General features: G+C 72.1%; 12 protein-coding genes. 7 read left to right on the plus strand and 5 right to left on the minus strand.

The genetic code is table 11. The features are described 5' to 3' along the window. The first annotated feature begins 91 nt into the window (after positions 1 to 91). On the plus strand, positions 92 to 1,156 hold the full coding sequence (locus OG956_RS35390; RefSeq protein ID WP_330342107.1) for an aldo/keto reductase: 1,065 nt from the start codon (positions 92 to 94) through the stop codon (positions 1,154 to 1,156). A gap of 64 nt (positions 1,157 to 1,220) precedes the next feature. Here the strand turns inward: OG956_RS35390 and OG956_RS35395 are convergent, their stop codons facing one another. Beyond that, a complete protein-coding gene (locus OG956_RS35395; RefSeq protein WP_330342108.1) occupies positions 1,221 to 2,378 on the minus strand; it encodes an FAD-dependent oxidoreductase in 1,158 nt (385 codons plus the stop codon). A gap of 96 nt (positions 2,379 to 2,474) precedes the next feature. Here OG956_RS35395 and OG956_RS35400 point away from each other — a divergent pair, with 96 nt between their 5' ends. Then, complete coding sequence (locus tag OG956_RS35400) at positions 2,475 to 3,170, plus strand: TetR/AcrR family transcriptional regulator (protein WP_330342109.1); 696 nt, start codon at positions 2,475 to 2,477, stop codon at positions 3,168 to 3,170. 561 nt (positions 3,171 to 3,731) lie between these two features. Continuing rightward, the gene (locus tag OG956_RS35405; protein WP_330342110.1) at positions 3,732 to 5,333 is read left to right on the plus strand and encodes a purine-cytosine permease family protein; all 1,602 of its coding nucleotides are present in this window, start codon (positions 3,732 to 3,734) and stop codon (positions 5,331 to 5,333) included. Positions 5,334 to 6,078: 745 nt separating this feature from the next. On the opposite strand, the gene OG956_RS35410 is transcribed toward OG956_RS35405, so the two are convergent. After that, positions 6,079 to 6,918, minus strand: a complete 840-nt coding sequence (locus OG956_RS35410; RefSeq protein WP_330342111.1) for an MBL fold metallo-hydrolase — start codon at positions 6,916 to 6,918, stop codon at positions 6,079 to 6,081. Positions 6,919 to 7,079: 161 nt separating this feature from the next. Here OG956_RS35410 and OG956_RS35415 point away from each other — a divergent pair, with 161 nt between their 5' ends. Beyond that, the gene (locus OG956_RS35415; RefSeq protein WP_330342112.1) at positions 7,080 to 7,382 is read left to right on the plus strand and encodes a hypothetical protein; all 303 of its coding nucleotides are present in this window, start codon (positions 7,080 to 7,082) and stop codon (positions 7,380 to 7,382) included. Positions 7,383 to 7,486: 104 nt separating this feature from the next. Here the strand turns inward: OG956_RS35415 and OG956_RS35420 are convergent, their stop codons facing one another. Next, the gene (locus OG956_RS35420; RefSeq protein ID WP_330342113.1) at positions 7,487 to 8,509 is read right to left on the minus strand and encodes a YihY/virulence factor BrkB family protein; all 1,023 of its coding nucleotides are present in this window, start codon (positions 8,507 to 8,509) and stop codon (positions 7,487 to 7,489) included. Further along, positions 8,506 to 8,895 carry a hypothetical protein gene (locus OG956_RS35425; RefSeq protein ID WP_330343035.1) on the minus strand — a complete coding sequence of 130 codons (390 nt, stop codon included), beginning with the start codon at positions 8,893 to 8,895 and terminating at the stop codon, positions 8,506 to 8,508. The genes OG956_RS35420 and OG956_RS35425 overlap by 4 nt, the downstream gene beginning before the upstream one ends. A 327-nt stretch (positions 8,896 to 9,222) precedes the next feature. Here OG956_RS35425 and OG956_RS35430 point away from each other — a divergent pair, with 327 nt between their 5' ends. The 3 genes from OG956_RS35430 to OG956_RS35440 all read left to right on the plus strand — a co-directional run bounded on the left by OG956_RS35430 (position 9,223) and on the right by OG956_RS35440 (position 11,494). Further along, complete coding sequence (locus OG956_RS35430; protein ID WP_330342114.1) at positions 9,223 to 9,888, plus strand: hemerythrin domain-containing protein; 666 nt, start codon at positions 9,223 to 9,225, stop codon at positions 9,886 to 9,888. A 59-nt stretch (positions 9,889 to 9,947) separates the two neighbouring features. Next, entirely contained in the window at positions 9,948 to 10,082 is a 135-nt protein-coding gene (locus tag OG956_RS35435; RefSeq protein WP_330342115.1) for a hypothetical protein, read from the plus strand. A 377-nt stretch (positions 10,083 to 10,459) separates the two neighbouring features. Then, positions 10,460 to 11,494, plus strand: coding sequence for a DNA topoisomerase IB (locus tag OG956_RS35440; protein WP_330342116.1), 1,035 nt, complete (start codon positions 10,460 to 10,462; stop codon positions 11,492 to 11,494). A gap of 324 nt (positions 11,495 to 11,818) precedes the next feature. On the opposite strand, the gene OG956_RS35445 is transcribed toward OG956_RS35440, so the two are convergent. After that, the gene (locus tag OG956_RS35445) at positions 11,819 to 13,456 is read right to left on the minus strand and encodes a glycoside hydrolase family 13 protein (RefSeq protein WP_330342117.1); all 1,638 of its coding nucleotides are present in this window, start codon (positions 13,454 to 13,456) and stop codon (positions 11,819 to 11,821) included. Positions 13,457 to 13,464: the final 8 nt, after the last annotated feature.

A 13,464-nucleotide genomic window follows, 5' to 3' on the forward strand; every position in this document is an offset into this window, starting at 1 on the left:
GAAGATCCTTCCCTTCTCCCCGGTTCGCGGCGGTCACAGGCTGGTCCCCGGCACGGATCACCCCATCGGATCACCGGCACAGGAGGACACGATGTCGCTCACCCTCGACACCTATCGGCTGCTGGGCCGCTCCGGGCTGCGCGTCTCGCCGCTGGCGCTCGGGGCGGCGACCTTCGGCACCGAGTGGGGATGGGGAGCCGAGCGGGACGAGGCGCGCAAACTGTTCGACATCTACGTCGAGCGCGGCGGCAACTTCATCGACACCGCCAGCACCTACACCGATGGCAGCTCCGAGCGTCTGCTGGGCGAGTTCACCCGCGCGAACCGGGAAAGCCTGGTGCTGGCGACGAAATACACGACGCTGCGCCGCTCCGGCGACCCGAATTCCGGCGGCGCCCACCGCAAGAGCCTCTTCGCGTCGGTGGAAGCCAGTCTGCGACAGCTCGATACGGACTACATCGATCTGCTGTACCTGCACGTGTGGGACGACAGGACGCCGGTCGAGGAAATCCTGCGCGGCATGGACGACTTGGTCCGCCAGGGCAAGGTTCTGTACGTGGCCGTCTCCACCGCCCCGGCCTGGCAGGTGTCGCGGATGCAGACCATCGCCGACCTGCGGGGCTGGTCGCCACTGGTCGCGCTGCAGATCGAATACAACCTGATCGAGCGCGGCGGGGAACGCGACCTCATCCCCATGGCGCGTGAGATGGGACTGGGCGTCGTCCCGTTCTCCCCGCTGGCCGGCGGAGTGCTCACCGGCACGTACAGCCGCGAGGACCTGACCGCGCAGAACGGCGCTTTCGGCGACCGCACCCGCAAGAGCTTCAACGTCGCCCTCGGCATGGTCACCGAACGCGGCCTCGCCATCGCCGACGTCGTGAAGGAGGTCGCCGCGGAGCTGGGCCGCACACCCGCCCAGGTCGGACTGGCCTGGGTCCTGCAGAACCCGGCCGTGACGGCACCGATCATCGGCGCCCGCACCCCCGCACAACTGGAGGACAACCTGGGCGCCCTGGACGTCGATTTCACCCCCGCCCAACTGGCCCGCCTCGAGGAGGCCGGCGCCATCGACCTCGGCTACCCGCACACCCTGCTCGCCGGCGACCACATCCGCAGGGTGACGGCTGGTGACCTGAAGATCGAGACCCGCCGCTGACACCCGGTCGAGGCCGGCGGAACCGCGGCCCTCGGGCGGCCCCGGCATGGCCCGGCCGGGGTCCCTACCGCTCCTGACGAACGCCGGTGAAGAACTCGACGAAGCCGTGCGGCGCCCGGTCGCCGAGGCACAGGTCCAGGATCTCGCGTGCGTCGGCGTAGAAGGGCTCGGTGCGGTCGAACAGTGCCTTCTCGTACGTGGTGAGCGCGGCCTCGACGTCACCGGGATGCTCGGCGACGGCCCGGCCGAGTTCGGCGCCGTCGAACATGGCCAGGTTGGCGCCGTCGCCGGACGGCGGCATCAGGTGCGCCGCGTCGCCGAGGAGGGTCACTCCGGGGACGCGGTCCCAGCGGTGGCCGTCCGGCAGCGTGTGGATCATGCGGGCGACCGGATCGGTCTCGCCGTCGGTGATCAGCGCGGTGAGCTGCGGGGCCCATCCCTCGAACTCGGCCGCGACCCGGGCGCGCGCGGTGGCCGGATCGGTGCGGCGGAGGGCGTCGGCCCACTCGGCGGGGCGGTTCAGCTGGGCGTACGTGTGGATGACGCCCCCCGCCTCGCGGTGGGCCGCGATCGCCTTCCCCGGCGAGAGGGCGCACATGGCGCCCCGGCCGACCGCCTCGGCCGCCGCGGGGTGCCGGCGGTCGACGTCGTACAGGTAGGTCTCGACGAACGTGATGCCGGTGTACGTCGGCGTGGCAGGGGAAACCAGCGGCCTGACCCTGGACCAGGCGCCGTCCGCACCGACGAGGAGGCCGCTGGTGACGGTCGCCCCGTCGGCGAACGTCAGCTCGTGCCGGCCGCCGCCGAGCGGTCGTACGGTAGTGAGTTTGCGCCCCCACTGGACGGTCCCCTCGGGCAGGGAGTCGAGCAGGATGCGGCGCAGGTCGCCCCGGAGCACCTCGGGGCGCTTGGCGGTTCCGTCGTCGGGCAGGTCGAGCAGCAGCGCGCCGTCCTGGTCGAGGACTCGCATCGCCTCGGCGCCCTCGTGGATGATCGCGCGGAACTCCTCCGTGAGGCCGGCAGCCGCGAGGGCGCGCCGGCCGTCGTTCTCATGGATGTCGAGCTGCCCGCCCTGCCTTCTGGCCTCGGGCGACGGGTCCGCCTCGTAGACGGTCGAGGCAATGCCGTGCACGTGCAGGACGCGGGCGAGGGTGAGACCGCCGAGACCGGCGCCGATGATGCTGACCGGGGCCGGTGCGGTCGTGGAGGCCGATGTCGTCATGAGGTGCTCCGTCGGGTGGTGATCGCCAGAAGACTGGAACGCCGTTCCAGAAGTCAGAATCTGGAACGCTGTTCCAGCCGTGTCAAACTTGTGTGCATGGCGACGACCAGACCGCAGCGGCCCGAACGACGCTCCGACGCGCTCTCCAAGGAGCGGATCGTCGAGGCGGCGATCGAGATCCTCGACACCGGGGGCGAGAGCGCTCTGACGTTCCGCGCGCTCGCCAAGCGCCTGGCGACCGGCAGCGGCGCGATCTACTGGCACATCGCCGACAAGGACGACCTGCTGGCCGCGGCCACCGACGACGTCATCGGCCGCGTCGTGACGGACGTGGCGAGCGGCGGGGAGCCGAGGGAGGCGATCCGCGCCCTCGCCCTCGGACTCTTCGACGCGATCGACGCCCACCCCTGGGTGGGCGCCCAGCTGTCCCGCGCGCCGTGGCTCCCGGCGATGCCGCAGATCCTGGAGGGCATCGGCGGCCGGCTCCAGGCGCTCGGCGTCCCCGAGGAGGCGTGGTTCCACTCCGCGTCGGCGCTGCTGAACTACATCCTCGGCGTCGCCGGCCAGAACGCCGCGAACGCCCGCGCCCACGCGCCCGGCACCGATCGCACGGCCTTCCTGGGCGGCATCGCCGAGCAGTGGGCCAGGCTCGACCCGGCCCGGTACCCGTTCGTGCACCGGCTGGCGGCCCACCTGCCCGAACACGACGACCGGGAGCAGTTCCTCGCCGGCATCGACCTCATCCTGGCCGGCATCGAGGCGGCCCCGCCGCCCGGCGCCCGCCACGCGTGAGGTCATGCTGTGAGGCCGCCCGGACCGCTGCCACTGTCAGCGGCGGCCGCGCACGATCGCGGGGCGGCGCGGGAAAGGAGACACGGGCCGGCCGGCAGGCGTGCGCCCCGGCCGTCCCCCTGCCCTCATCGCCGCGCGTCGGACGGCATCACACCGCCGCGCTGAATCTGTACCTGCCCGCCGGAAGACAGTACATGGCGGTAGCGGAGGGGACTGCCTGTGCGGGCGCCTTGACGGAGCCGGGCTGGGAGGTGGCTACGACCACGATGGTGGTGACGTTGGCGGGGACCTCATGGCCGACGTCCTGGGCGAACCGGTCAGCCCCGCACAACTCCCGCCGAGTCCCGTGCCCTAGGGAGCCGGGTGGATGAACTGTCCATCCATGGGCGGGGATATGGACGGAACATCCTCTGGTCCGGGCCCTGCGGCCGCCGTACCGTCGGCGGACAACCCCGGGACGGCTTCGGTCTCCCCGCCGCACACCCCCGCGGCCGGGAGCAGCCGTCCCCCCCCCGGCCGCGCAACCCCGCGCTCCACCGCCGACCTCCGCTGGAGCCCGCCTTGTCCTCCCCGTCCCCGCAGTCCCCGCCGACCGCCGCGGCAACGCCCGCGCTGACCGAGGTCGAGCCCTACGGCGTCGAGCGGATTCCCGACGCCGACCGCAGCGCGACGCCGCTGGACCTCTTCCGGGTCGCCTTCGGCGGCGCGAACACCTTCTCCACCTGTGTCCTCGGCGCCTTCCCGATCCTGTTCGGCCTGTCCTTCTGGCAGGGCCTGGCCGCCACCGTCCTGGGCGTCGTCGCGGGCGCGCTGATCCTGTGCCCGATGGCCGTGTTCGGCCCGGTCAACGGCACCAACAACGCCGTCTCCTCCTCGGCACACCTCGGCGTCCACGGCCGGGTCGTCGGCTCGTTCCTGTCCCTGCTGACGGCGGTCGCGTTCTTCTCGATCTCCGTGTGGAGCTCGGGCGACGCGCTCGTCGGCGGCGCGCACCGGCTGTTCGGGCTGGAGCGCAGCACCGCGTCGTACGCCGTCGCCTACGCGCTGTTCGCCGGGCTCGTCCTCGCCGTGTGCGTGTACGGCTTCCGGTTCATGCTCTTCGTCAACAAGATCGCGGTGACGTCGGCCAGCGTGCTCTTCCTGCTCGGTGTCGTCGCCTTCGCCGGCGACTTCGACCCGTCGTACGCCGGTGTGTTCACCGCCTCCGCGGACGCGGCCACGCGGTCGATGTTCTGGCCCTCGTTCATCGGCGCGGCCCTGATCGTGCTGTCCAACCCGGTGTCGTTCGGCGCGTTCCTCGGCGACTGGTCGCGCTACATCCCGGCCGGGACCCCACGCCGCAAGGTGGTCGGCGCCGCGTTCCTGTCGCAGATCGCCACGCTGCTGCCGTTCGTCTTCGGCCTGGCCACCGCGAGCATCATCGCAGCCAAGGCCCCGAAGTACGTCGACCCGTCCGCACCGGACTTCGTCGGCGGGCTGCTCGCGATCTCCCCGAGCTGGTTCTTCCTGCCGGTGTGCCTGCTGGCGCTGATCGGCGGCATGTCGACGGGCACGACCTCCCTGTACGGCACGGGACTGGACTTCTCCTCCGTCTTCCCCCGGCTGTCCCGGGTGCAGGCGACGATCCTGGTCGGAGTCCTGTCCATCGCGTTCATCTTCATCGGCCGGTTCGGCCTGGACCTCGTGCAGTCGATCTCCACGTTCGCCACGATGATCATCACCTGCACCACGCCGTGGATGGTCGTGATGATGCTGGGCTTCTACACCCGGCGCGGCTGGTACGACCCGGACGCCCTGCAGGTCTTCAACCGCCGTCAGCGCGGCGGCCGTTACTGGTTCACGCACGGCTGGAACTGGCGCGGCATGACCGCCTGGTGGGTGTCGGCGCTGATCGGGGTGCTGTTCACGGACATCCCCGGGCAGTTCGTCGGCCCGCTGGGCGATCTGGCGGGCGGTGTCGACATCAGCCTTCCGCTGTCCCTGGCGGTGGCCGCGGGGCTCTTCCTGGCGCTGCTGCGGCTGTTCCCCGAACCCCGCGCCGCGTACGGCCCCGAGGGCGCCCGGCTGGCCCGCACCGTCGACGTGCCGGTGCCGCCCGTCACCGGGCCCGGCGCGACGGCCGTCCCCGTGGCGGTGCCGGCCGAGGAGACCGCGGGGCCCTGACGGCCGAGCGCGGCGCGAGCTGCTGCTGGTGCACCACGGCGAGTTCGCACACCAGGCCCCAACCGCCGCTTGCGATACGGCTGTCGGGGCCTGGTACGCACTCCCGGGGACCGCGCGCCCGATCACGCCGACGCGGTCTTCCGGGACGTCACCGGCGCTCCGCGCACCCGGCGGGAGAGACTCCGCCGCCCGTACACAGGACCAGAAACCGGCGCCCACCAGCAGGACGAGCGCGAGCATCACCAGGCCGCTGCACGAGTCGCCGGTGCTGTCGTTGAGCGCGCCGACCGCGTACGGGGCGGCGGAACCGGCCAGGCTGCTACGGGAGTTGCCCGCGGCCAGGCCCGACGCGGCGGCCGCGCCGGCGAACGTGCCGGCCGGCAGCTCCCAGAACGGCGAGATGGTCGAGTACACCCCGGCGGCCACCACGCACATCGCGAGCAGCGCGACGACCGGGCTGACGGACAGGGTGAACGCGGAGACCACCAGGAAGACGCCGGCGACGGCCATGGGCAGCGCGGTGTGCAGCACTCGCTCCCCGCGCCGGTCGGAGTCCCGGCTCCAGAGCCACACCGCGACGGTGGCGACCGCGTACCGGACCAGCACGGCAGACGCTCACCGCGCCACCCACCTCCGGTGCAACTTCCGGGGGATCTTCATGTGGAGTTTGGGCACCTCGCCACGGGCGCGGTCGTGGGAGGGCGTGATCCGGCACCCGAGGAGCACCGCTGCAGTGGGCCCGGCTTCACCGCACCGCGGGCCGACCGCCGTGCGGCGTGACGAGCGCGTGCTGTCCGCGGGCGCACTGGACCAGCCGGTCGCCGAGCCCCAGTCGTTCGGCGGCGGTGCGGAAGTCGGCGAGAGGTGAGCGGAAGACGGGATAGTCGTCGTAGTGGACCGGCAGGATCCGGGGAAAGCCGAGGCGGCGGGCCAGTTCGGCGCCCTGCGCGCCGTCCATGGTGACGACGAAGCCGCCCGGCAGCCGGGTGCCGCCCAGGTGGAGGACGGCCAGGTCGGTGCCGGGGAAGCGGCGGGCGATCTCGTCGAGCCCGTCGTAGAGGAGCGTGTCGCCGGACACGTACAGCCGTGTGCCGACCGTCCCGCTGCGGGGGCCGAACTCCAGCAGGCTGCCCATGACGGGCGGCAGTAGCCGGCGCAGCACGGGATGCAGGGAGTGCCGGCCGGGCAGTGCGGTGATCCGGACCTGTGAGCCGCCCTGCTGGAACGTGCAGCTCTCCCAGGTCCGCAGCCCACCGGCGCGGTGGAAACCCTGCCAGGTGCTCAGACGGCGGGCGGCGTGCGGGGTGGTCACGACCGGCACGGAACGGTCGAGGTGCCGCCTGGCCGCGCGGTCCCAGTGGTCCCCGTGGAGGTGGGAGAGCACCACGGCGTCCAGCGGCGGCAGGTCCGTGACGTCCAGCGCGGGTTCGGTGCTGCGCGGGCTCGTCAGCCCGTACCCGAGGTGGGCGCGTTCGCCGCGATGCAGGAAGTTGGGGTCGGTCAGCAGGGTCAGGTCGCCGTACCGCAGCAGGACTGTCGCGGTGCCGATGAACTGCAGATCCAGGGTGTCGTCGGAGGCAGCCATGGCGGTCCTTGCCCGACGGGCCGCGGCCCGTCTGTCGACGGGGAAGGGACACCACCGGGGAGTACCCCGCGCGGCGGTGCGTACGCCTGCCCGGCACCGCTCGCAGGTCGCGGGACCTCTGCCGCCGGCATGCGGGTGCGTGCGATGGGCACTCGTGGCGCATGCCCGGGACGCGTTATGCGGTGGCCGCCTCCAGCCGTTGGTGGGACGACGAGGACCGGCGCTGGCTGCCCGGCGGGGAGGTGCACGCCTGGGAGCAGGGCAGGAACGAGACCGCGTGCGGCCTCTCACTGCACCGGTCCCGGCTGGCACGGTTCCCGGCGTTCGTATGGACCGACATCCTCCCGGAATCAGGCGGCGCGGCCGACGCGGTCCGGCGGGTGTGCCCTCGCTGCGCCTCCGCCGCGGGGCGCCGGCATCAGGACGCCGGCCGCAGGTGGCGGCGGACCGATCCCCGGCCTTGACGGGCGCCGCGGGCAACCGCGCCCACCGCGGCCGGCCGGTGGCCGGCGCGTCTCCACTCCGGTGGGAGCCGTCCGTGAGGCGAGCCGGGATCCGGCCATCCGGGTCACCGGCCCGGGACATCGCCGTCAGGAGGTTGCTCGCGCCGAGGATTCGGAGGCGGCCCGAAGTGCACGTCGATCTTCTGGAACCCCTTGAACGCCTCGGTGGCGGCGTAGGACCGGTAGGCGCGCCGGTCGGCCGTGGTGAGGTCGACGCGGTCCGTGAACGGCGTCAGCAGGCTGCGCGGCCACAGCCGCAGCAGCCGTACGGCTCCGACCTCGGCGGCCGTGAGGAAGATGACCGCCCCCACGTAGAGCCAGGCGAGCAGCCCCAGGACGATGCCGAACATGCCGTAGGTGGACGTGGCCCCGCGCAGCACGTGGCTGACGTAATAGGTCCCCACCCACTGCAGCCCCTGCCAGGCGCAGGCGGCGCCGAGCGCGACGACGACGAGCCCGCGCAGCGGCAGCGTCCGGTGCGTCAGCAAGCGGTAACTCAGAAGGAGCAAGCCGGTGTTGAGGCACACGGACGCCACGGTGGCAGCGATCCAGGCCCCGCCCCGCAGCCGCGCCCCGAACAGGTACGTCTGCGAGGCCGCCACGGACAGCAGGGTGAACGCACACAGGCCGAGCCCCAGTATCAGCAGGAACAGCACTCCCTTCAGCCGCGAGCGGATCGGGTCCGGCCGGGCGTGCCGGGGCACGGCCCAGATCTTGTTGAGGGCGTACTGGGCCGCCTGGGCGACACCGAGTGAGCCGTACAGGCTGCCCGCGATGCCCACCGCGAGTGCGGCTCCACTGCCGTGGAAGGAGTGGATGTTGCGGGCGATCTGGTCACCGATGACGGGGAACTTGCTCAGGGCCGAGTCGAGGATCCGCTCCCGCAGGGCGGGATCGTTGCTGAGGAAGGTGCTCAGGACGGCGACCAGGATGAGCAGGAGCGGGAAGAGGGAGAGGAAACCGTAGTAGGTCAGGAGGGCGGCGAGGTACAGCCCCTGATCGTCGTAGAACTTGTAGAGCACGGCGAGCGGCAGACCCACCCAGCGGTGCTCTCTTTGGTAGCGGTCCAGACGCTCGTGGAGTCTCATGGCTCGCGCCTGTCCCGAGGCCCGAGGCGTGCGTTGTGCCAGGCGATGGCGCGTCTGATCTCCGGTTCGTGCAGCCCGGTCCGGCGTCCCAGCTCCTCGAACGTGAGGACGGGCGGGCCGGTGGTCAGCGCCCGGCTGATCTTCGCCGCCCACAGTTCCTCGTCCGTGAACGGGCGGTGCCGGTAGACGTCCCGCACGACCGCGAAGTGCGGATCGCTGCACGCGGTGATCAGCCGGAGGCCGTCGAACCAGTCGTTGTCGCAGCCCACGGACGACGAGTCGGGCACGTAGGCGCGCACCGCCTCACCCTCGTCGAAGGTGGCCCCGCACAGGTCGCACAGCTCCAGACGGGACTGCTCCGTCTTTCCGCTCTTCCTCTTCCACATTTTCATCGACCCTCGCCACCTGTGCCGGGAAACGCGCCGCGTGGAGGTGCCGTCGCCACATGCTTCCCGGGCAGTGCACCGACCGCCGAGCGCACACTCTGTACAGTGCCCGGGTTCTCCCTTCGGCCCGCATCGAAAACGGACAAGCCGGATCGTCACTCCAAGGAACTCACCCGCCGTCTCCTGACGGACGACCGGCCGACGACTTCGCCGCAGCGGCCGACTGTGTGGCCGCTCCGGGCATGGGCGGTTGCCCGGGGTGACGAGAGTGAGCCGTGCAGGCAGGGGTACCCAGGACCGCTGAGCGGGAGTGAGGAGGAACGGACCATGGGAACCCTGACGAAACAGGCAGCGCTGAAGACGGCGACCAAGCCGTTGCTCGCCGGAAAGGCGACGGCCAAGGCGGCCACGACCGCTCCTGCTTGGTCTCTGCGGGCGATGCGGGCTCTGGGCGGCGAAAACGTCGTGGACGTGCTCACCCGCCAGCACCGGCAGATCAGGCTCGGCTTCCTGCAGGCCGCGCTGCCCGGCCCGTGGCGCCGCCGGAACTTCGACCGGCTGATGCGCCTGCTCGCCGTGCACGAGGCCGCCGAAGAGGCGCACGTCCACCCTGTCGCCCGCAAGGCGCTCCAGCACGGCCGCCAGCTGGCCGCGCGTCGCCGCGACGAGGAGAAGCAGGCCAAGGAGCTGCTCATCGCCCTGTGGCGCACAGGACCCGACGGCGCCGGCTATCTGCGGCGTCTGAACGAGGTCAGGCGCGCGGTCACGCAGCACGCCGCGCGTGAGGAGCGCGAGGAGTTCCAGGCGCTCCGCAAGGCCGTCAGCCTGCCCCGGCTGCGCATGCTGGGCGCCGAGGTCAAGCTCACCCAGGCCTACGCACCGACCCGGCCCCACCGTCTGATCAACAACGAAGCCGCGAACAAGCTCGCTGCACCGGTCCTCGGCCCCCTGGACCGGATGCTCGACGCCGTTCACCGTCGCGTCACCACGTGACTCGTCGCCCCCGGCCCGGTCGGCGGCGGCCGGCTCGTGCGCAGAGGGGGGAACGGCCGATGAGCAGGGTACACACGGAGGCCGCTCCCACCCACCCGCATCCCATGGCGGCAGGCTCGCCGAGGCTGCAACGGCTGACGGGTCCGTTCGCGGCGATGCTCGACCGCGCCCGTGACAGGCTCGCCGGCATGTGACGCCGCGGGCGCCGGCGCCTCCGTCTCCGGGCCCGGCCGACGCTGCGACAGCGTGCGGGCTGAGCGTGTGATCCCGGGCCGCTGTCCCGGACCGTGACATCGAAGCGTCCCGGGTCTTGCCTGCGCAGGCGGCAGGCAAGGCCCGGGAATATGTGTGTGGCGGTCAGAACTCGCTGACAACCAGCCCCTTCTCGCGAGCAGCGCGGCCCGGACCACCCGTATGCCGGACGGGCCCGGCATGGGGCCACTGCTTGTTGCCGGAGGAAACCACTGATGCGGGTCAGCGATGGGGGTAGTCGAAGGATGAACCAGATGACCGGCATGCGGTGCGGCGACGAGGCGGGAGACCGGTCTTCCGGCGAGTCCCAGGAGGTTGGATGCGTCTCTATCACAGTCGTCCCACTGATCCCGGGTACCGCCGCCTACGGCATGGGCGCGGTTTCCGCTATCTCGACACCCGTGGTGAGCCGCTGCGCGATCCGGCGGAGCTGTCCAGGGTCAAGGGGCTGGTGATACCGCCGGCCTGGCGCGATGTGTGGATCTGCACCCGGGCCAACGGGCACCTTCAGGCTGTGGGTACCGACGCTGCCGGCCGCCGCCAGTACCTGTACCATCCCCAGTTCCGTGCCGAGCAGGAGCAGGCCAAGCACGAGCACGTGCTGGACGTCGCCGAGGCCTTGCCCGCGGTGAGGGAGGCAGTCGAGGGGCATCTGAGCGATCGGGGGCTGACCCGGCAGCGGGTCCTGGCCACGGCGGTACGCCTGCTCGACCTCGGCTTCTTCCGCACAGGCAGCGACCGCTACACCGAACTCAACAACAGCTACGGCCTGACCACGCTGTTGCGCGAGCACTCCCGCTGCAAGGACGGCGCCGTGCTGTTCAGCTTCACCGGCAAGCACGGCAAGGAGATCGTGAAGACGGTCGCGGACCCCGCCACCTGCCGCACCCTGATCGCGCTGCGACGGCGCCGGGGCGGGGGCGACCGGCTTCTGGCCTACCGGCAGCGGCACACCTGGCGCGAGCTGAGCGGCGACGACATCAACGCATACCTCAGGGAACTGGCCGGCCTGGACATCACCGCCAAGGACTTCCGCACCTGGCACGCCACCGTCATGGCCGCCGTGGCCCTGGCCGTCTCGCAATCCGTGGCGCGCAGCGAGACCGCCCGGCGCCGGGCCATCGCCCGGGCGGCCCGTGAGGTGGCCGGGTACCTCGGGAACACCCCCGCGGTGTGCCGCGCCTCCTACATCAACCCGCGGGTGATCGAACTGTACGAGGAAGGCGTGACGGTCGCCGCCGCGCTGCCCCAGCTCGGCCGCGAAGGTCCGTACGGGATTCCCGCCACACAAGGACCTGCCGAACGGGCCGTACTGCACATGCTCAGGACCGGCCGCCCGCCGAACGCCGAGTGACGGCAAGGGAAAACCCTGCGCGCACACCGCGCCCTGTGCCGGCGGGCTCCGGAGCCCAGGGAACGCTCGGTTCACGGCGGGTGCGCTCCGACCGGGCCCCTGATCCGGTACCGGGGGGCGCCGCCGTCTCCGCTCCGGGAGCATGTGAGCCCGAGTCGAAGAAGAACGCGGAGGTGGCCGCGTGACGGCCGGCCCCGGCGCCCTGAACACCTTCCAGCGGCCCCAGGGAGCCCACCCGTTCGAAGGGGCCCGGCCGAGAGTTCGGCGGGCCCCTTCGCCGCCCGGATTCGCCGACGTGCGTCAGGGCGTCTGCGCCACCGGCTCCTACCCCGCCAGCCAGGCCGCCTGGTCCGGGGCCAGCCGGCCGTTCTCGACGGGTCCGCTGGTCAGCAGGACCGCGCTGTGGGCGGGCAGTTCGTACGGCTCGCCGGAGAGGTTGACCACGCACAGGAAGCCGGGGTCGCGGCGGAAGGCCAGGACGTCGGCGGGGGTGTCCAGCCAGGTGAGGGTGCCGTCGCCGAGGGCGGGGTGCTCGCGGCGACGGCGCAGCGCGGTGCGGTACAGCTCCAGCATGGAAGTGCCGTCGCCGGTCTGGGCCTCGGCGGTGAGCGGCGCCCAGTCGGCGGGCTGCGGCAGCCAGGGGGCGGCCGGGGAGCCCTCGGGGCTGAAGCCGTACGGGGCGGCCTGACCGGACCAGGGAAGGGGCACACGGCAGCCGTCGCGGCCGCGGTCGGTGTGCCCGGAGCGTTCCCAGACGGGGTCCTGGAGGACGGCGTCCGGGAGGTCCTCGACCTCGGGCAGGCCGAGTTCCTCACCCTGGTAGATGTAGGCGCCGCCGGGCAGGGCGAGCATCAGCAGGGCGGCGGCGCGCGCACGGCGGGTGCCGAGTTCGAGGTCGAGGGGGCCCTGCGGCTCGTAACGCTCGTTGGCCACCCAGCGCCTGGCCGCCCGGCGGCCGTACCGGCTGGCATGGCGCATGACGTCGTGGTTGGAGAGCACCCAGGTGGCGGGCGCGCCGACCGCGCCGAGCATGGCGAGGGAGTCGTCGATGACCGTGCGCAGGTCCTTGGGGTCCCAGCTGGCCATCAGGAAGTCGAAGTTGAACGCGGTGTGCAGGCCGTCCGGGCGGACGTAGGCCGCCAGCCGCTCGGGGGTGTCGGCCCAGGCCTCGGCGACGAAGCACCGGTCGCCGGGGAACTCGTCGGCCACCTTCCGCCAGGCCCGGTAGATGTCGTGGACCTCGTCGCGGTCCCAGTGCGGGTGGTCGAGATGGTGGTGGCGCCGGCCGGTGCCGGCCGGAGGCGGCGGCAGGTCGGGCAGTTCGGGGTGCTTGATCAGGCCGTGGGCGACGTCGATGCGGAAGCCGTCCACGCCCCGGGCGAACCAGAACCGCAGAATGGACTCGAACTCGGCGCGCACCTCGGGGTGTTGCCAGTTCAGATCGGGCTGCTGCGGGGCGAACAGGTGCAGGTACCAGTCGCCGTCCGGCAGCCGGGTCCAGGCCGGGCCGCCGAACGAGGAGACCCAGTCGTTGGGGGGTTCGGCGCCGTCGGGGCCGCGGCCGGGACGGAAGACGTAACGGTCGCGCTCCGGGCTGCCCGGTCCGGCCGCCAGCGCGGCCTGGAACCAGGCGTGCTGGTCGGAGGTGTGGTTGGGCACCATGTCGGGGATGACGCGGATCCCGAGCCGGTGGGCCTCCTCGATCAGCTGCTCCGCCTCCTCGAGGGTGCCGAACAGCGGGTCGATCGCGCGGTAGTCGGCGACGTCGTAACCGTGGTCCGCCTGCGGCGACTTGTACCAGGGGTTGATCCACACGGCGTCCACGCCGAGCGACTTCAGGTACGGCAGACGGGAGCGGATGCCGGCGATGTCGCCGACGCCGTCACCGTTGCCGTCGGCGAAACTGCGGATGTAGATCTGGTAGATGACGGCGCTGCGCCACCAGGGTGCGGTACCGGGCATGCTGTTCC

The organism is Streptomyces sp. NBC_00557 (assembly GCF_036345995.1).
Classification (GTDB): Bacteria; Actinomycetota; Actinomycetes; order Streptomycetales; family Streptomycetaceae; genus Streptomyces.

Bases quoted from the DNA above. Each gene is read 5' to 3' on its own strand.
- OG956_RS35390 (WP_330342107.1), top strand. From the start codon at position 92: ATGTCGCTCACCCTCGACACCTATCGGCTGCTGGGCCGCTCCGGGCTG.
- OG956_RS35395 (WP_330342108.1), bottom strand. From the start codon at position 2,378: ATGACGACATCGGCCTCCACGACCGCACCGGCCCCGGTCAGCATCATC.
- OG956_RS35400 (WP_330342109.1), top strand. From the start codon at position 2,475: ATGGCGACGACCAGACCGCAGCGGCCCGAACGACGCTCCGACGCGCTC.
- OG956_RS35410 (WP_330342111.1), bottom strand. From the start codon at position 6,918: ATGGCTGCCTCCGACGACACCCTGGATCTGCAGTTCATCGGCACCGCG.
- OG956_RS35415 (WP_330342112.1), top strand. From the start codon at position 7,080: ATGCCCGGGACGCGTTATGCGGTGGCCGCCTCCAGCCGTTGGTGGGAC.
- OG956_RS35420 (WP_330342113.1), bottom strand. From the start codon at position 8,509: ATGAGACTCCACGAGCGTCTGGACCGCTACCAAAGAGAGCACCGCTGG.
- OG956_RS35425 (WP_330343035.1), bottom strand. From the start codon at position 8,895: ATGTGGAAGAGGAAGAGCGGAAAGACGGAGCAGTCCCGTCTGGAGCTG.
- OG956_RS35430 (WP_330342114.1), top strand. From the start codon at position 9,223: ATGGGAACCCTGACGAAACAGGCAGCGCTGAAGACGGCGACCAAGCCG.
- OG956_RS35435 (WP_330342115.1), top strand. From the start codon at position 9,948: ATGAGCAGGGTACACACGGAGGCCGCTCCCACCCACCCGCATCCCATG.
- OG956_RS35440 (WP_330342116.1), top strand. From the start codon at position 10,460: ATGCGTCTCTATCACAGTCGTCCCACTGATCCCGGGTACCGCCGCCTA.
- OG956_RS35445 (WP_330342117.1), bottom strand. From the start codon at position 13,456: ATGCCCGGTACCGCACCCTGGTGGCGCAGCGCCGTCATCTACCAGATC.